The organism is Croceitalea sp. P059, from assembly GCF_031846365.1.
In the GTDB taxonomy this organism is placed as follows: domain Bacteria; phylum Bacteroidota; class Bacteroidia; order Flavobacteriales; family Flavobacteriaceae; genus Croceitalea; species Croceitalea vernalis.
This window is the reverse complement of sequence record NZ_JAVRHW010000003.1, coordinates 203,519-222,564: the sequence shown is the minus strand read 5'-3', so window position 1 is coordinate 222,564 and position 19,046 is coordinate 203,519. Positions and strand designations below refer to the sequence as shown.

Sequence of the window (19,046 nt, the reverse complement as noted above, 5' to 3'; positions counted from 1 at the left end):
AGGAAGATTAAAGATTTAAAATTATTTGTGGAGTAAAAAAAATGAATTTGGCCTGCTTAATTTAGTTGGGCAGGCTAATTCTTTAGAAAAATAAAAGCGATGAGAAAGAAGGTTTTTGGTCAATTTAGAATTCTTATGGTACTACTTCTTGTCATATCATGTCAAGAAGAAGAGCCTGTACTCGAGAACTTAGTTGCTCCAACTAATGTTGAAGTAAATGCTGCTGTATCTACAGATCAATCAGGGAATGTAACGGTTACACCGACTGCTGAAAATGCAATTAACTTTCATGTGATATTCAATCCAGGAGATGACCCAATTACTATCGCTAATGGCGACTCGGCTACCTTTAGATATTCTCAATCTGGGCAGTATAGCACTCCGATAACTGTGGTTGCTTTTGGTGCAGGGGGTATAAGCTCTAGTGCAACAGTATCTATTGATTTAGATGTTAGTTTAAGAATTTCGCCAGAAATTTTAGCTCAAATAACAGGTGGAGATGGCTTTTCAGCAAGTACTAAACGTTGGGTTTGGGATAGAACTGTTGGTGGTCATTTTGGTGTAGGACCTTTATCAAATAATTTTCCTGAGTTTTTTAGTGCTGGACCAAACCAAATTAATCCATGCATGTATGACGATGTTTTAGAGTTTTCACATGATGGAAATGACAACTATACATTTTCTCTTGAAACAGGAGAAGGCAATGAAACCTTTATAAATTGGACTGAAGTTAATCGCTTTTTTCCTGAAGCTACACCGCAACAATTTGCAGACGAATGTAGAGACATAAGTAATCAAGCAACTTTTGAAAATAATTTTATCATTATCGAGAATACCGATGGTACCCAGTCGCTAAATGTAGGTAATAGCTTTTTAAGTTATTGGGTTGTTGTTTCCGGGGAGTATGAGATAGTAGAGTTATCTGAAAATAGAATTAGTGTAAGGGGAATTAGTCAGCCATTTAATGGCGATGATCCTTTAGCTTGGTATTTTAGTTTTATACCTGAAAGTGATGGTATTGGCGGCGGAGGAAGTACATTAGAAACTGAATTCACCAATCTAATTTGGTCAGATGAGTTTGATATTTCAGGAGCGCCCAATCCAGTAAATTGGACCTATGATTTAGGTGCAGGTGGTTGGGGTAACGGAGAGTCACAGAGCTATACTAGTAATCCAGAAAATGTAATTGTTGAAGACGATGTTTTAAAGATTACTGCAATGGCAACAGGAGGTGGTAATGGCGCCGATGTTTATTATTTTGATGACATCCAAATTGGAGATGATTCAGGGAATGCAACGGAGACTATTCAGGATTTTGAAGGTGATTCCCCATCTATAACTGGTTTTGAAGGGGCTTCAACTGCAGTAATTGAAAACCCTGATGCTACTGGTATTAATACCTCTTCAACTGTTGTGGAATTCACTAAAAATCCTGGTGCAGCATTTTTTGCTGGTGCATTTTTTGATTTCTCAGCACCACTAGATTTATCAGTTAACGCAAATCTTTTGATAAAAACTTGGTCCCCAAAATCGGGTGCTGTAGTTCGGATAAAATTGGAGGACGCTACAGATTCAACAAAATTTGTAGAGGTGGATGCTAATACAACTGTAACAAATGCATGGGAAACTTTATCTTATGATTTGAGCGGAGCTCCAGCTTTTAATTATGATAGGGTTGTTATATTCTTTGATTTTGGTGAAGATGGTCCAGTAGGTTCTGGTTACACCTCAGCTAGAATTAAATCTCAAGGCTTGCAAGAGTTTACTTATGGTCGAGTTGAGGCAAGAGCGAAACTCCCAACAGGAGGTGGAACATGGCCAGCAATTTGGATGTTAGGCGCTAATTTTCCAGAAGTTGGTTGGCCAGCGGCTGGCGAAATGGATATAATGGAACATGTTGGTAATCAGCAAGATATTGTTTTTGGGTCTACACATGATCCTAATAATTTTGGAGGCACAGCACGTACCGGGTCAACCTTAGTCGCTGGGGTCTCTGAGGAATATCATATTTATGAAATGGAATGGACCAGTACTGAGATACAGTTTGCCGTTGACGGACAAGTATATCATACTGTTACAAATGATGGTACATTACCATTCAATAATGATTTCTTTTTTATTATGAATGTTGCGATGGGAGGAAGTTTTGGGGGTGATATTGATGCAGCATTTACAGATTCAACAATGGAGGTAGACTATATTAGAATGTATCAGTAGATACAGTATATTTTTTTAAAGAAAAAGCAACTAGTAAGTCAGTTGCTTTTTCTTTAAATACTCCTAAATATCAAATTACCTTCGAATAGCAAGAGAATTAATCCTTTTATCACATAAGATAGAAGGTTAGCCAACAGGACAATGAAAAGATTTCAAAAAAAATTAAATTTTATTTCTTTTTTCCTACTCTTAATTTTGTTTTTTGGATGTAAAAGCGATGATGATGGACCCCAAGTTGTAGCAAATTTTACATTTACTATAGAGGGAGATACAGCCATTTTTGTAAATACATCCGAACAAGCTACAACATATCTGTGGGATTTTGGAGATGGCAGTACGTCAACAGAAATCAATCCAACTAAAATATATGTATCCGGAACTTTTACGGTAAAACTAACAGCATCGGCTAGCGAAGGTTCTTTTGATAGTATTGAAGATGAAATTACTGTTGTTGCGCTTAATAAAGCCACATTGCCTATTACTTTTGATGATTCAACAGTTAATAATGAAGCAGTAACTTTTGGAGGCACAAATTTTCGGATTATTGAAAACCCAGACATTTCTGGTACTAATCCAACTGTTTCTAACGTCGGCGAAATTAGAAATAGTGGTGTAGCGTTTGAAGGTATTTTCTTTGAATTGGCAACGGAAGTAGAATTTGCAATAGAAAAAACAATCCAAATTAATTTTTGGGCAGATGCTCCTATAGCAGTACTTTTAAGAATGGAAGGACCTAATGCTAATGAAGTTGAAGTTCTTGTAAGTCATTCAGGAATGGGTTGGGAAGAACTCTTATTTACTTTTGATAGTATTGACGAGTATTCTAAATTAACTTTTATTGTAGACCCTGGTGGCACTAAAGAGGGTTTATTTTTAATAGACTCTATCACTCAAATAGAAACGCCAAATAGTGCTGTTGGTTGCACAGCGAATCTAGTTGAAGCTATGACCTTACCATTAGATTTTGAAGGGTGCGAAACATTTCTTTCTTCATTAAATTTTGGAAGTGGTATAAGTTCTGCTCTAATTGAAAATCCATTTAAAATAGGCATCAATACGTCCGACTTTGTTTTAAAGATTGATAAGCCTGCAGGTTCGGAATTTTTTGCGGGAGTTCAAAATATTTTTCCAAGTAATTTTGATCTTACTGACACGGATACATTTATAGCCAAAGTATATAGTACAAGAGCGAATGTTGTATTTAGGTTTGAATTATTAGCTAACCCTAATGATGGTAGTATTGGTAATCCAACACCGGTTTTTGTTACAATACCAAATGCTAATGAATGGGTTGAAATTGAATTTACATTTACGAATCTTCCTGCATCTCCAACGGCATACCGTCAATTAGTAATAAAACCAGATAATGACCAAACAGATAGCCCAATTACTCAAGACGGTTCTTATTTTATTGATGATATTGATTTAGTTGGTTCTGGCGGAGGTGGAGATGGTGATACGGATAGTAATTTAGATGCTGGAATAATAGTGAACGGTGATTTTGAATCTGGGGCAGCTCCTTGGATAGGAAATGGAGTTAATCTACAATCGGAGAATAGAAATGAATTTAATTTTGTAAATATAATGACCGCTGGAGAAGCCTCTTCGGTAACTATAAGTCAAGTAACAGAAATAGTTGAAGGAACTAATTATATACTAACATTTGACGCGTCATCTGACCGAGAACGTACTATTTTGGCAGGTATTGGTTTAAATGAAGCTCCTTTTACTGAAACAACACCTACGGTTAATTTAACAACAACCAGTCAAACATATACCTTGCAATTAACGGCTGGCGACTTTGGCAATAGTAATAGTCGTGTATTATTTAATATGGGTGCGGAATTAGGAGCAGTTTCTTTAGATAATATAACCCTTTTTACGGGAGGAGATGGTAGAGATAGTAATGGTGGAAATCCTCTGGAAGTACCATCAGGAGGTTGCACAGATACCTTTGAAGAAGCAATTAAGTTGCCATTAAATTTTGAGGGTTGTGAAACATTTCTTTCTTCATTGAATTTTGGTAATGGGTTAACTTCTGAGCTTGTGGCAAATCCGTTTAAAACGGGAATAAATACTTCAGATTTTGTATTGCGAATAGATAAACCTGCCGGGTCAGAATTCTTTGCTGGTGTGCAAAATATATTTGTTAATAATTTTGATTTAAGAACATCAAGTACTTTTAAACTAAAAGTCTATAGTACTAAAGCTAATGTAGTATTTCGGTTTGAGCTATTGGCTAATCCTAATGATGGTAGCATTGGTAATCCAACACCAGTTTTTGTTCCTATATCAGATGCTAATGAATGGATTGAGGTTGAATTTACTTTTACCAATCTTCCAGCTTCTCCAACTGCCTATAGTCAGTTGGTTATAAAGCCCGATAATAACGAAAATGATGGTGCGATAACAATGGATGGTACCTACTTTATAGATGATTTAATCCATAACTAAAGAAAACAAGTTTAAGTAACAAGTATTTTTATATTATTATGCAGAAAATAAAGGATGATACTAAGGCTAATGAAGTAAATATGAAAGCTGTTTCCATTAATGGAGAAACCTTTTATATGATTTCAAACATAGCGGCTATGCGCCCTTTTTTTATGAGTATTGTTAGTGATGCTAATCATTGGATGTTTATAGCAAGTAATGGCGGTTTGACGGCAGGTAGAAAGAATAGTGACTATGCTTTATTTCCGTATTACACTGATGATAAAATCACGGAGTCTTTTGAAATTACTGGGAGTAAATCAATTTATATAATTCAAGTTGATGGCAAACGAAAAGTTTGGGAACCTTTTTCTGATAGATATACTGGTGTTTATCAGTATACCAGAAATCTTTACAAAAATGAATACGGTAACAAAATCATCTTTGAAGAGGTTAATCATGATCTTGGATTGACTTATCAATGCCATTGGAATACCAGTAATAAATTTGGCTTTGTTAAGAGAAGTAAATTGATTAATGATTCGGAATCTAATATTGAAGTTAAGGTTTTAGATGGTATTCAAAATATAATACCTTATGGTGTTGAGCCGAGTTCTCAACAAGCAGCAAGTAATTTGGTAGACGCTTATAAAAAAAATGAGCTTCTTACTGATTCAGGGCTCGGTATTTTCACGCTTAGTGCTGTTATAGTTGACAAGGCAGAGCCTAGTGAAGCTTTGAAAGCTAATATAGTTTGGTCCAAAGGTTTAGATAATACAAAAATACTATTGTCTTCATTGCAATTGAACGATTTTAGAAGAACGTCAAGTGTGAAGGAGGAAATAGATATTCGAGCAGAAAAGGGAGCGTACTTTGTTGTTTCTGAAATGATACTACCACAAAAGAAAGAAAAAGAATGGATTTTAGTGGCTGATGTAAATAAAGGGCCATCTGATGTAGTCCAAATTTCTGAGCTCATTACTAAGGAGCAAAATTTATTAGCTCAAATTAATGAAGATATTGAGGCCGGTACTCAAAACCTTTTAGCCCTGACTATGGCTGCCGATGGAAAACAGTTAACGTCTGATAAAAGAAGAAACACGAGACATTATGCTAATGTGTTATTTAATATAATGCGAGGGGGGATTTTTGACGATAATTACAATATTGAAAAGTCAGATTTTGAGACTTATTTATCAAAGGCCAATAAAAATGTTTTTAGTTCTTCCATTGGTTTATTAAAAGCCCTTCCAGAAGTATTTAAACACAAAGCATTATTAGAGTTAGCTTGGGATGCCAAAGACAAAAATTTTAGTAGGTTATGTTTTGAATATCTACCATTAAAGTTTAGCCGAAGACATGGTGATCCAAGTCGACCATGGAATAAATTCTCTATTAATACAAATAGTGAGGTTGATGGTTCTAAAATTTTAGATTATGAAGGTAATTGGCGAGATATTTTCCAGAACTGGGAAGCTTTAGCACACTCATATCCTGAGTTCATAGAAAGCATGATTCATAAATTTTTAAATGCTACAACTTTTGATGGTTATAATCCATATAGAGTAACTAAAGGGGGCTTTGACTGGGAAACCATTGAGCCAGATGATCCTTGGTCTTATATTGGTTATTGGGGTGACCATCAAATTATCTATTTATTGAAGTTTCTTGAATTTATTGAAAAGCACCAGCCTAAAAAATTAGAAAAGTATTTTGATAAAGAAATTTTTGTTTATGCCAATGTCCCATATGTAATAAAGGATTATAAGTCTATTTTGAAGAACCCGAAAGACACTATTGATTTTAATCATGAACTTGATGTTGAGATTAGAGAAAATAGGGAAATTATTGGCGCTGATGGGGCTTTGTGGCATGTTGGTGAAAATCAAATTTATAAGGTCAATTTAATTGAAAAATTACTTGCAACACTTCTAGCTAAGTGTTCTAATTTAATACCAGAAGCAGGTATATGGTTAACTACTCAAAGACCAGAGTGGAACGATGCTAATAATGCTTTAGTTGGTAATGGTGTTTCCATGGTTACACTATATTACATGAGAAGATTTCTATCATTTTTTCAAAGTATTATAGAACAATCTGCAAATGAAAGTGTTGAGATTTCATCTGAATTATTAAAGTTTTTTGACGAGACCATAGCCACTTTGAAGGTGAGTAAAAATCTTTTGTCTGGGAGTTTTTCTAACAAAGATCGAAAAGTGGTAATGGATGGTTTGGGTACTGCAGCAGCTAAGTATAGGGGGAATATCTATCAACAAGGTTTTTCGGCTTCAAAGAGTAGTATTTACAAAAAGGATTTGCTTGAATTTATGGTATTGACCTTGGATTATTTGGATCATGCTATAGACGCTAACAAAAGGAGCGATAAGTTGTATCATGCCTACAATTTGATGACATTAGAAAGTGAAAAAGAAGTTTCAGTTTCTTATTTGAATGAAATGTTAGAAGGTCAAGTGGCTGTATTAAGTGCTGGTTACTTATCTTCAAAAGAAGCTCTTGAAGTTTTAGATGCTTTAAAAGCTAGTAAGCTTTTTAGAGAGGATCAATACAGTTATTTACTATATCCTAATAAGGAGTTGCCGCGATTTACGAAACGAAACAATATACCTTCTGAAGAAGTTAAAAAATCAGAACTTTTAGAAAAGCTCTTGAAACAAGGTAATCGTGAAATTATAGAACAAGATATCAAAGGGGATTTTCATTTTAATGGAAATTTTAATAATGCTAATAGTCTTGAAAGTGCTCTAGATAATTTAGATACGTCTTACTCAGAATTGGTTGAAAAAGAAAGGGAAAAACTATCACAGATTTTTGAAACTGTTTTTAATCATAAGGCATTCACGGGTCGATCAGGCACATTTTATGGTTATGAAGGTTTAGGCTCTATCTATTGGCATATGGTGTCAAAGCTTTTACTAGCTGTTCAAGAGTGTTGTCTAAAAGCAATAAATGAAGGAGCAAGTGGCGAAATTATCAGAAGGCTTAAAGAGCATTATTATGAAATTAATGCTGGAATAGGGGTACATAAATCTCCAGAATTATACGGAGCTTTTCCAACCGACCCTTATTCTCATACGCCTGGTGGAAAGGGAGCGCAACAACCCGGTATGACTGGTCAAGTAAAAGAAGATATTTTAAGTCGTTTTGGAGAATTGGGAGTATTCGTTGAGCAGGGACAACTCCATTTTAATCCTTCACTGTTATTACTTGAAGAATTCTTGATTGAGCCTTCTACATTCATTTTTAAAGGGCTAGATGGGGCAGATAAAAGTATTCCACTTCAAGAAGGTCAATTATGCTTCACGTATTGCCAAGTACCTATTATTTATCAATTAGCCGAGACCTCAAAAATAATTGTGACCTCAACCGAAGATAAAGAAGAACAATTTTCTTCTTTAAAACTAAATAAACAATGGAGTAGTGCCTTGTTTGAAAGAATTGGAATCATTAATCAAATAAAGGTTTTTGTAAAATTAGATTAGCATGATCGGAAGAATCGTCATAGTGTTTTTTTTATGGGTTTGCTCTTCTTGCAAGGGGCTACCCATGCAGTCTCAAGTAGTTAGCGTAGAAGGTAGAAGCTTATTGGTGAACGAGAGTCCATATATTATCAAAGGAATTTGCTATCACCCCGTACCAAAGAATAGTAATAAAAGGGATTTTACCAACTTAACGGAAGATTTGCTGTTAATGAAAGAGTTGGGTATAAATACAATCAGAGTCTATGAGCCTATAGCCGATAAAGATGTTTTAGATGAGATTGCTGATTCAGGTATAAAAATAATAATAGGTTTTGGCTATAATCAAAAAGGTAAGTTTGACATTCTTTCGGGTACTTTTTTGGACTACGTTAAAAAGTATAAAAATCATCAAGCCATATTAATGTGGGAACTGGGTAATGAATACAATTACCATCCGGAATGGTTTAAAGGCAATATCCAGAATTGGTATTTAGCTATGAATAAAGCTGCTTTAGAAATTAAAGAAGTTGATTCTAATCACCCTGTGACAACAGCGCACGGAGAATTACCGAACGAATTAGCCTTAAATATGTCTCCTAATATTGATGTTTGGGGTATGAATGTTTACCGATGGGACAACCCTACTGAAATTTTTAAACAATGGAAAGATGTTAGCGAAAAACCCATGTACTTATCTGAAGCTGGTGGAGATAGTTTTATGACAATAACCAAAAGCGGATATCAAAAAGGAGAAAATCAAAAAGCCCAAGCTGACGCTAATAAAAAAATATTGGATGCTGTTTTTGAGAATTTAGAGAATACCTTAGGGGTTACACTTTTTTCATTTACAGATGGATGGTGGAAGGCCGGAGAAAACGATAAGCAAAACCCAGGAGGTTGGGCGCCAAATAGCACAGGGGTGCCATATGATGGTACACCAAATGAAGAATACTGGGGTGTTGTGGACTTGGAACGAAATAAAAAAGAAACATTTGAAGTCGTAAAAGCAAAGTATAACGGACTACCTAAATAAAGTTTTATGACGCAAAAGCATTTAAGGGTTATAGCATGTATTTTATTAGTTGGTATTTTTTCTTGTAAAAAAGAACAAAAGCAAAACCTTAAAGAACAAGAAAAACCAGCTAAAAGCGCTAGAGAAATTTTAGGTAATCCAGATTATTTAGCTATGTCTTATGGTGGATATCGTCAAGTCGATCATAGTGTTGAACCTTCCATAGAAGAACTCAAAGAAGACATGAAGATTTTGAACGCCATGGGTGTTAAAATAATACGTACTTACAAGGTGCATTTGCCACATGCGGCTAATGTTCTGGAAGCTATTCATCAATTAAAAAAAGAAGATTCTAGTTTTGACATGTATGTCATGCTCGGGGCGTGGATAGATTGCAAAAATGCATGGACGGATAAAGTTCCTGACCATAATAAAGAGAGTGAAAGAAATGCCTTAGAAATTGAAGAAACTGTTCGCCTAGCTAAAAAATATGATGATATTGTTAAGGTTATTGCAGTAGGCAATGAGGCTATGGTCAAATGGGCGGCCAGTTATTATGTTCAACCAGGTATTATTTTAAAATGGGTTAATTATCTTCAATCCTTAAAATTATCAGGTGAATTAAAAAAAGACTTATGGGTTACAAGTTCTGACAATTTTGCTTCTTGGGGAGGCGGAGATGGTCAATATCATGTAGAGGACTTAAATAAGTTAATTGAAGCCGTAGATTTTCTCTCTGTACATACCTATCCAATGCATGATACGCATTACAATCCCGAATTTTGGGGAGTTTTTGAGTCGGAACAAAATGCATCAAAGAAAGAACAAATTGAAGGAGCAATGTTACGAGCCAAAGAATATGCTATGTCTCAGTATAACAATGTAAAAACGTATATGAATAGTTTAGGTATTGAGAAACCTATTCATATTGGTGAAACCGGTTGGGCTACTGTTTCTAATGGATTTTACGGTCCTGAAGGTTCAAAGGCAACTGATGAATATAAAGAGGCACTCTATTATAATCATATGAGAGAATGGACAAATTTAGAAGGTATATCATGTTTTTATTTTGAGGGTTTTGATGAACAGTGGAAAGATGCCACAAATGCAAAAGGTTCAGAAAACCATTTTGGGCTTATAAACTTGAAAGGTCAGGCAAAATATGCACTATGGGAGATGGTAGATAATAATGTTTTTGAAGGACTAACTAGAGATGGAAAGCCAATAACAAAGACTTATGACGGGGATGAACAGGTATTAATGAAAGACGTTATGGTACCTCGAATTAACCAATGAATTATTTCAAAATTTTAATTTGAAATAACAGAGCGAAATAATTAACTAGTAACCAAATAAACTACATATGGAATCAGCAAAAAGTAAAGTCCCTTTAGGACAAAAAATCGCCTTTGGGGTTGGTATGTTTGCAAACCAAATGTTTCCTGCCATCCTGGGTATATTCATGGTCGTTCTTGTACAAGATTTAGGCTTCCCGGGCTGGATGTGGGCTCTGATTTATTTTTTTCCTAGAATATTTGATTCAATTACAGATCCTATAATGGGCTTTATATCTGATAATACAAAATCCAAATGGGGTCGAAGAAAGCAATATGTGCTAATAGGAGGTGTAATTATGGGGGTTTCCTATATTTTTATGTGGCAGCTTTTTAGTGAGAATTCGTTGCAATTTAACTTTTGGTATTTCTTTATTTGGTCTATCATTTTTTATTTAGGTCTTACCTTTTTTAGTGTGCCTTATGTAGCTATGGGCTATGAAATGAGTGATGATTTTCATGAACGTACAAATATAATGGCAATAGCGCAATGGATAGGGCAATGGGCTTGGGTAATAGCACCTTGGTTTTGGGTAATTATGTATGATCCAGAATGGTTTCCATCGGCTGAAGTAGCCGCTAGAGAACTAGCAGTTTGGGTGGCTATACCATGTGCTCTTTGTGCAATGGTACCGGCAATATTTATTAAAAGTGAATCTACCCTTGATAAGGATCTTGAGCCACTAAGTTTTTCAAATATAGGAGGTAGCCTAGTGAAAATTCTAATAAGTTTTGTTGAGGCTTTCAAAATAAAAGAGTTCAGAAAACTATGTGGAGCAACATTTCTTATCTATAATGCCTTCATGGCCGTGTCATCTCTTACGTTTTTTGTTATAGTATACAAATTATTTAATGGTGATGCCGAAGCAACGGGCATTTGGGTGTCGTTATTTGGTTGCTTAGGTGCGCTTGGAACAACCTTTATTGTGATACCAATAGTTGCTTGGATGTCTAAGGTTTATGGTAAGAAAAAAGCTTTCATGATTTCTCAAAGTATTTCAATAGTTGGCTATATTATGCTATGGTTCTTATTTGTTCCTGGTAAACCTTGGATGTATATAATTGCTTTGCCATTCTTTTCGTTTGGAATCGGTAGTTTGTTTACTATTATGATGTCAATGACGGCAGATGTGATTGATATTGATGAACTGAAATCTGGAAAACGTCGTGAAGGTATTTTTGGAGCTATTTACTGGTGGATGGTCAAAGTAGGTTTTGCTATTGCCGGTGCGCTTAGCGGAGTAATTATAGCTATAGTGGGTTTTAATCCAGACCTAGCAACAACAGACCAACAAGGTGCCGTTGATGGCTTACATGCCTTCTTCTGTCTTTTTCCTTTAGTAGGAACGATTACTGCTATGCTCATAATGCGTAATTATGATATCGACGAAGAGAAAGCTAATGAGATTAGAAGTGCTTTAGAGAAGAAAAAAGCAGATCAATTTGCGTCCTAAGTATTATGAGGTGAATGAGTTGGTGAAAGTTAGTATTTGTTGAGTAGAATCTTTGAGGATTAAAACATATTAATGATTTAAAATTATAAGGCAGCTCGGGTTCCTTTTATCTTTAATTGGAATTTTGAGTTGTTTTTTATGAATTGTTGAATTTTTAAAGAATTAAAACAAATATTCATATTTGTTTACACTAAAATCATCCTCAAAAATCAAATTCATTTAAATTTGTTTTAACAAATTTTAGTGGCCAACCTTTTACAATTGTATAATCAAAAATGAGTGAGTTTTTTAAAGCGGAATTGAAGGATAAATTTTTACAATACGCTTCTGATCGAGATGATTATTTTGAGGTTCAATTGCTTTATGATGAATTTTTAAGACCGAATTATAGTCTAAATTTTATTGAGAGGTTACTTCGTGAAATTTTAGAATATGACCCAAATCTCATTGATGTAATGAGTGGTAATGGTTCTAAAATATTTATGATTTCTTCTACAGCACTTACAGAAGAGTTTATTGAAACAGGTGGTTTTAAACAGCTTTTTTTACAAGAAGAAGAAAAGTGGGATACCTTTCTCGATCAACTAGCAAATACAAGAAAACTCTCTATTGAAGAGAAGCAGAATCTGGGCAAAACTGAAAAAGCCTCCTATAAGCGAGAAAGAACCTTTTTATACGGGTTAATTGGCGCTGTAGCTTTGAGTTTTGTATTTACATTGTTTAGCCTTTTTAATGCGCTATTTGATAATAATAAATATATCAGTCAGCAAGAGTTCGAAGAACGTATTCAAAAATTGAAAAATGAACTAAATCCTGAAAATTCTGAAGTAGATTCTCTTTTTCAAAAGTCAGTTGGCGCTCTTAATTCCAATGATAGTATTAAGTGATCACTTTATCTATTCTTGTCTTTGAAAGGTAAAACTTTGAATCCCTGGTAGATTTTGACCAATGGTTTCTATAATTTCACTACCAGCAACTGTGAATTCTCTGGTATCGTTGCCACCTACCAAAAATATGCGGCCATTATCAACTCCCCAATTTCCATTGGTTGCCTGAGGGTCAGAGCAAGAAACATTATATAAGTTACCGGTAATAGCAGAGATTAACCGGACATTAACAGCATTTGAGGTCCAAGTAAAGCCTTCATTTAATATAAAAGTCTCTTGCAGACAAGTAACCTCATCTAATAAGTTAGTTGAAGTATTACCGTCATTATTGGCATCAATGGCGTTGCTAACCGTAATTGCTGTTAATTGCCAAGTTCCCATGAATTCTTCTCCCGACGGTGGAGTAATATTGTTATCATCATCAGATGAACAAGCATAAAATAAAGCAACTATTGATAATAGAACTAAGAGTTTCTTTTTCATATAATTTTTTGGTGAATTTATAATTTAAAGATCTTTTACGAATTAAGTTTAGGGTTTATTCTTTATATTGGCAAATTATATTGACTTGATTGAATAATTATATCGACATTTTTCAAGTTAAATATTTCATAAATATGAAATTTCGATAGTTAAATAGAGTCAAAATATAGATTATTATAAAATAATTGTAATACAGTATTTAATTTTAAATAAAAATGACGGAAGAATTATTAGAACATGCAGAAGAGTTTGTTACCAGGACTTTAAGTCATATGTCAACAAGTGATCGTGTTTCTGCCTCTAGAGAAGCAAAAAAACTGATACTAGATATTAATGAGATTTATAAAGAAACTAAAGATTCAAATCTAATGGACGTTATGAAACGTCTAACAGAGAAGAAAAAGAAAATTGAAAAACGTTTAAAAGGTACTCCTTTAGTTTAACTAGTTTTTCAATTCATAAAAAAGCCCGTCATTTTAATGATGGGCTTTTTTTGTGACCTCGGCAGGATTAACTTCGTTTTTCCAGACAAAGCTCCGCTCTGAAAATAGTCCAAACAAAAAAACGCTCAAGCAAGCTTGGCGTTTTTTCTTATTATACTATTTATTAGTGACCTCGGCAGGATTCAAACCTGCAACCTCTTGAGCCGTAATCAAGTGCACTATTCAGTTATGCTACGAGGCCTTTTAAACGGGGTGCAAATATATTTCTTTTTAACTTTACTACAAAACTGCTAAAACATTATTAAATGGATTTTAGACCTTTTGTTAGAGATATTGTTGACTTTCCGGAAACCGGAGTGGTTTTTAAGGATATTACACCTCTTTTAAAGAGCCCTGAAGCTTTAAAAGCAGCGTGTGATACCCTACATGGATTAATTGGAGAACTAAAAATTGACAAGGTGGTTGGTGTTGATAGTCGTGGTTTTATTTTTGCTCCAATGCTAGCCTCTAAATTAGGTGCTGGTTTTGTGCCTATTCGCAAAGCTGGTAAGTTGCCATACAAAACTAATTCAGAATCATATGATTTGGAATATGGTTCGGGTACCTTAGAAATACATACAGATGCTATTTTAAAGGGAGAAAAAGTACTTGTTCACGACGATGTGTTAGCAACGGGTGGAACCGCTAAAGCAGTATGCAAATTAGTCGAAAGTTTAGGGGGTGAGGTAGTGCAATGTAACTTCTTAATTGAATTAACCTTTTTGAATGGATCAGATCAGCTCAAAGGATATCAGACAGAAGCACTTTTAAAATATTAACCCAATGCTTTAGTGGTAACAAAATATCGCCAACCAATTATAGCTAGTTGAAATTTAGAGGCTTTGGCTAAATCCAATCTTTTTTTGGTAAACGATGGAAGTACTATTTTATTAACTCTGGCTAAGGCCTTATAAAAAGATTGCATTTTTAGTTTTTTGGAAAAATACAAAAATAAAAGCTCGGTTTTTAACCGAGCTTTTAACGTGTTTCGTTTTTGATAATAATGAATTTAAAAGTTTATCTTAAGGTTGATGAGACCTCTGTTCGTTTTTGATTGATAAATAAAATGTCTTTTTGATTATAACGCAATGGTTATAATACTTAATACAAGAGTAACAATGAATTTGACTAATGCTATCATATTATGCTAAATTTTTAGGGTTGAGTTGATTGCTTTTTGCAATTATGATTTTAAGATATGATGATAACTGTCATGTTTCCAAATATTTAGATTAAAATTATTGAAATTTAATACGAGTTAGTAAGCCTTTGAATGACTCTAGATATAATTTATAAGTGACTTCCTTTATAGAAATTACAATATGTAATTATAATAATATTTTTTAGTTAAAAATTGAAACAATTGTAGGGCTATTTTAAGCCAATTTTCAAAAACCAAGGGGTGTTTCATTCCGAAAATGAAGGTTTTGTGGGTTTTCGTTTAAAATGAAAATAAAAAAGCCGCTCAAAAACTTGAACGGCTTTTTATTTATTTGGTTAAAAACTATTTTACTATTGTTCTTTTTTCGTGGTAATTTCAACAACCCCATTTTTAGCTTTATCGCCATATTTTTTTTCGGCAGCATCACCTTTTAACACATTAATGGTTGCAATATCGTCTGGGGAGAGTTCTTCCATAATTTTCCCAGATACTTCTTTACCATCAATAAAATATATTGGTTTTTCTTGGCTATCAGTATCTATAAAAACGAATCCAGCCTTTTCATCTACTTTAATTGCTGCATGATCGTCTGACTTTTTAAGGATGAATACATTTTTATCTTTATCACTTTTGTCATTTGTAGATGTTTTATTCATTTTTAAAATAATATCTTCTTTGATTAAACTATTAGTATCTTCAGAAAGCACTTCTCCTTCGGCACTTTTAATAATTATATATTTTTTATTGCCTTCCTCATCATCTTCAATTAAATGTACTTCTTCACTTGTATTTACTAAAGAATCTTTAAATCCCATGTGTATAATTTTTGTATCAACTTGAAGATTTACACTATCATTATTTATAAACTTAACAAGCATTTTTTCTATTTTACCTTCATTCGCCAGAGCTTCTCTTGTAGTTTTCTCTCCATTTAAAAAAATCACTTCACCGCTTTTAGACTTGTTAATTTTTAAAATAGATGTGTCACTGTCATTTGAACTTATCCATACATTATCGTGAGCATCATTTTTATGAAGATTAATCACCTTGCTATTTCCTTGATCACTCACGAATATCATATTTTGCTTTTCTTGCCCTTGATTCACCGTTATTTTAGCTGATTCACCATCTTGAAAATTAATTTTAATTTTAAATGGACTAATTCCTTCTGTGTTTTTTTGCTCATATTTTCCCTTGTCTTTAGAACCGTTGTCGTAGGATACTTTTATTGCTGTAATATCACCTGAATTATTTCTTTTAATTCCTTTAAATTTAATGATGACACCTCTTTTAGCTAAAAAGTCTGCTTCCGAGTTTAAGTCTTCTGTTTTAGAGGTTTTATCAATATCTAAGGTGATATTGGTGATTTGCACATTCAATTTTGAAGATTCCCTTATTTTATTTTTTAAATGGTTTTCCGCGTAAGCTTTTTTTCCTAAATATTTGATGTTGTTTTTTGAATTGCAAAGGAAAAGTATATCTTCAATAGGTGTTTCAGAATTGGTGTTATAATCTAACTGGAAGGTTTGGCCTTTATCATCAATCCCACTAAATTCTAATTCGGCATTAATTATTTCTCTTAGATTATTGCGCACTATAGTGTAAGAAAAATCAATGTCCTTATTATCTAAATCTTGTTTTATAGTTTCTAAATAAATTTCTGAACTATTTTTTGTAATTATCACATTTATAGCATCAGCCACAGTATTGGTGTCAATAATAACATCTTTTTCCTTGTGGATTGTTTCCGAATTGAAAGCCATTAAAAACCCCCCTAATAACGGTAAAACAAGAAATAATTTTAGAAGATTCAATTTTGAAGATTGTTTTTGATTTAACATGACGATTCGTTTTTTGATTAATGAATTAAAAAATGGATTTGCGATTGTAATTTTCTGAGGATGAACTAACTGTTTCAGCATCAGATATTGATATTGTTTTTTATTTTGGTATCGCTCGCAAGTTTTGGAATCAGCAAGAAATTCCAAGTTTTGTTTTACAATAATTTTATAAAGCCAAATTGCAGGGTTGAACCATTGTAGAATACAAACAATTTCAGTCAATAGAATATCCATTGAATGAAGGCCTTTGGCATGTTCTTTTTCATGGATTAATATGGTATCTAGTTCTTTAGTATTAAATTGAAACGGATAATAAAAGATATGCTTAAAAAAAGAAAATGGTGAAATTGTTGATTTGGTCTTTACATGATAAAACCCATCTTCTCTGCTAACTTCGCTGTCTTTTTTAATCTTTTCAATAGCTCGCAATTGAAGCAACAGTTTTATACTAAAATAGCATACACCAATAAGGTATAGTGTTAAAAGTAAAAAGGGCCATTCAAAAGTTTTATCAGCAATAACCTGAGAAGAGCTAGAGGCTATGCTTTCAAATTCCATAACATTTACTGGAGCACGTTCTACGTAAATAGTTTTGCTTATGGTTATAAAAGGTAAAAGCCATGAGAGCACTAATCCGCTAATCAGGAAAAGGCGATTCCCATTAAAGAAGGTCTCTTTTTTAAGAAATACATGATATATTCCTAAAAATAGAAGTAAAATTCCTGAGGATTTTAAAAGGTGAATTAAAAACGTTTCCATTACTTTTTCTTTTCAATAAGTTCAATAATTTCTTTTAACTCCTCAATCGAAATCTTTTCCTCTTTAGCAAAAAATGAAACAAGACTTTTATAAGAGTTGTCGTAATAATCAGCTATGGTAGAGTTGATATATGTTTTACGGTACGCTTCTTTTGTAATCGTTGGAAAGTATCGATGCGTATTGCCAAAAGCTTCATGACCCACATAACCTTTTTCTTCTAAGTTTCTCACAATGGTAGATAAGGTATTGTAGTGAGGTTTTACACCATCAGTCTCGCTTAGAATCTCTTTTACAAAGGCTTTTTGAAGCTTCCATAAAATTTTCATGATTTCCTCTTCTTTATTTGTCAATTTCTGCATGAGCCAAATTTTAGATTCCAAACATACTATTATAAATATAGTTAAACAACTATATTTTTAGTTATTTAACTATTTATTTAGTTTTTTAATTATAAACTGAATTCCTATTAAGTGTAAATGTCTGCCTATATTTATGCCATAAACACACCATTTTGCAAGATTTACTATTTATTATTTTAGGTTTAACGCTGTTGATTTTTGGTGGCAATTGGTTGCTCAAAGCTGCAGTTGCGCTTTCATTAAAACTGAATATTCCTAAAATAGTTATTGGAATGACAGTAGTGTCTTTCGCTACATCAGCACCTGAACTAATAGTTAGTATAAAAGCTGCTTTAGACGGATCTCCTGATTTAGCCTTAGGTAATGTAGTAGGTTCTAATATTGCCAATTTAGGATTGGTATTGGCCATTACAGTTCTTTTAGGTAGTATAAATGTTCGCAAAAGTTTTTACACCACGGATTGGCCAGTGATGATGGCGGCTTCATTGCTCTTTTTTGGTTTTATATACTTTGACGGAATACTACAACAATATGAAGGAATTGTTATGGTTGTATTTCTTTTTGCTTTTTTGGTGTATCTGCTTCGATTTCAGAAAACGGCCGTTGTAGACGAATTACCGGAAGATGATATTCCTTTACCATTATATAAAACCGTTCTTTTTCTTGGTTTGGGTGGCGTGGCACTTTGGGGAGGTTCTGAACTTTTAATTGAAGGAGCAAAGAGTATGGCGTCGTCTTTTGGGGTAACAGAACGCGTAATTGGGGTTACAGTTGTTTCTGTAGGTACTAGTATACCAGAACTAGCGGCTTCTATAATTGCCATTATTAAAAAAGAAAAGGCAATCTCATTGGGAAACCTCATCGGTTCTAATATTTTTAATCTACTAGCGGTTTTAGGAATAACCTCTATGATTACTCCAATACAAGTAATAGATCAGGGCTTATTATCTAATGATATCTTTTGGATGCTTGGTATATCATTCTTGATACTACCCTTGGTTTTTATTCCGAAAGGGCTTCGATTAGGTTGGCGTGATGGCCTTATTTTGATTGCTGTTTATATCTTATTTGTGTACCTCACCATAAAATAAAAAAACCGCCTTATTGCTAAGACGGTTTTTAATAATAATCAACAACTAAATTA

Annotated in this window: 14 protein-coding genes and 1 tRNA gene; 10 read left to right on the top strand and 5 right to left on the bottom strand. The window is 33.6% G+C overall.

The window, feature by feature from the left end; genetic code table 11:
- Positions 1-99: 99 nt before the first annotated feature.
- The 7 genes from RM542_RS11165 to RM542_RS11135 all read left to right on the top strand — a co-directional run bounded on the left by RM542_RS11165 (position 100) and on the right by RM542_RS11135 (position 12,816).
- A complete protein-coding gene (locus tag RM542_RS11165; protein WP_311385832.1) occupies positions 100-2,217 on the top strand; it encodes a glycoside hydrolase family 16 protein in 2,118 nt (705 codons plus the stop codon).
- A 141-nt stretch (positions 2,218-2,358) separates the two neighbouring features.
- Positions 2,359-4,671, top strand: coding sequence for a carbohydrate binding domain-containing protein (locus RM542_RS11160; RefSeq protein WP_311385831.1), 2,313 nt, complete (start codon positions 2,359-2,361; stop codon positions 4,669-4,671).
- 38 nt (positions 4,672-4,709) lie between these two features.
- Positions 4,710-8,150, top strand: a complete 3,441-nt coding sequence (locus RM542_RS11155) for a hypothetical protein (protein WP_311385830.1) — start codon at positions 4,710-4,712, stop codon at positions 8,148-8,150.
- 1 nt (position 8,151) lies between these two features.
- Positions 8,152-9,162, top strand: coding sequence for a glycoside hydrolase family 2 TIM barrel-domain containing protein (locus RM542_RS11150; protein ID WP_311385829.1), 1,011 nt, complete (start codon positions 8,152-8,154; stop codon positions 9,160-9,162).
- 6 nt (positions 9,163-9,168) lie between these two features.
- Positions 9,169-10,437 (top strand): glycosyl hydrolase family 17, encoded by a 1,269-nt coding sequence (locus RM542_RS11145; RefSeq protein WP_311385828.1) that lies wholly within the window; start codon positions 9,169-9,171, stop codon positions 10,435-10,437.
- A gap of 67 nt (positions 10,438-10,504) precedes the next feature.
- Positions 10,505-11,929 carry an MFS transporter gene (locus RM542_RS11140; RefSeq protein ID WP_311385827.1) on the top strand — a complete coding sequence of 475 codons (1,425 nt, stop codon included), beginning with the start codon at positions 10,505-10,507 and terminating at the stop codon, positions 11,927-11,929.
- A gap of 275 nt (positions 11,930-12,204) precedes the next feature.
- The gene (locus RM542_RS11135) at positions 12,205-12,816 is read left to right on the top strand and encodes a hypothetical protein (protein WP_311385826.1); all 612 of its coding nucleotides are present in this window, start codon (positions 12,205-12,207) and stop codon (positions 12,814-12,816) included.
- A gap of 9 nt (positions 12,817-12,825) precedes the next feature.
- On the opposite strand, the gene RM542_RS11130 is transcribed toward RM542_RS11135, so the two are convergent.
- Positions 12,826-13,299, bottom strand: coding sequence for a hypothetical protein (locus RM542_RS11130; RefSeq protein ID WP_311385825.1), 474 nt, complete (start codon positions 13,297-13,299; stop codon positions 12,826-12,828).
- A 215-nt stretch (positions 13,300-13,514) separates the two neighbouring features.
- Between RM542_RS11130 and RM542_RS11125 the strand changes: the two genes are divergently transcribed.
- On the top strand, positions 13,515-13,742 hold the full coding sequence (locus tag RM542_RS11125) for a hypothetical protein (RefSeq protein ID WP_311385824.1): 228 nt from the start codon (positions 13,515-13,517) through the stop codon (positions 13,740-13,742).
- Between the two features lie 167 nt (positions 13,743-13,909).
- On the opposite strand, the gene RM542_RS11120 is transcribed toward RM542_RS11125, so the two are convergent.
- Positions 13,910-13,983: transfer RNA gene (locus RM542_RS11120), tRNA-Arg, on the bottom strand.
- A 64-nt stretch (positions 13,984-14,047) separates the two neighbouring features.
- On the opposite strand from RM542_RS11120, the gene RM542_RS11115 reads away from it, so the two are divergent.
- The gene (locus tag RM542_RS11115; protein WP_311385823.1) at positions 14,048-14,560 is read left to right on the top strand and encodes an adenine phosphoribosyltransferase; all 513 of its coding nucleotides are present in this window, start codon (positions 14,048-14,050) and stop codon (positions 14,558-14,560) included.
- Here the strand turns inward: RM542_RS11115 and RM542_RS11110 are convergent.
- The 3 genes from RM542_RS11110 to RM542_RS11100 form a co-directional block, all read right to left on the bottom strand.
- Positions 14,557-14,706, bottom strand: a complete 150-nt coding sequence (locus RM542_RS11110) for an SsrA-binding protein (RefSeq protein WP_311385822.1) — start codon at positions 14,704-14,706, stop codon at positions 14,557-14,559. The two genes, RM542_RS11115 and RM542_RS11110, sit on opposite strands and share 4 nt — an antisense overlap.
- A gap of 587 nt (positions 14,707-15,293) precedes the next feature.
- Positions 15,294-17,543: a M56 family metallopeptidase gene (locus RM542_RS11105; RefSeq protein WP_311385821.1), complete on the bottom strand. Its 2,250-nt coding sequence runs from the start codon at positions 17,541-17,543 to the stop codon at positions 15,294-15,296.
- On the bottom strand, positions 17,543-17,902 hold the full coding sequence (locus RM542_RS11100; protein WP_311385820.1) for a BlaI/MecI/CopY family transcriptional regulator: 360 nt from the start codon (positions 17,900-17,902) through the stop codon (positions 17,543-17,545). The genes RM542_RS11105 and RM542_RS11100 overlap by 1 nt, the downstream gene beginning before the upstream one ends.
- A 152-nt stretch (positions 17,903-18,054) precedes the next feature.
- Here RM542_RS11100 and RM542_RS11095 point away from each other — a divergent pair, with 152 nt between their 5' ends.
- Positions 18,055-18,993: a calcium/sodium antiporter gene (locus RM542_RS11095; RefSeq protein ID WP_311385819.1), complete on the top strand. Its 939-nt coding sequence runs from the start codon at positions 18,055-18,057 to the stop codon at positions 18,991-18,993.
- Positions 18,994-19,046 lie beyond the last annotated feature (53 nt).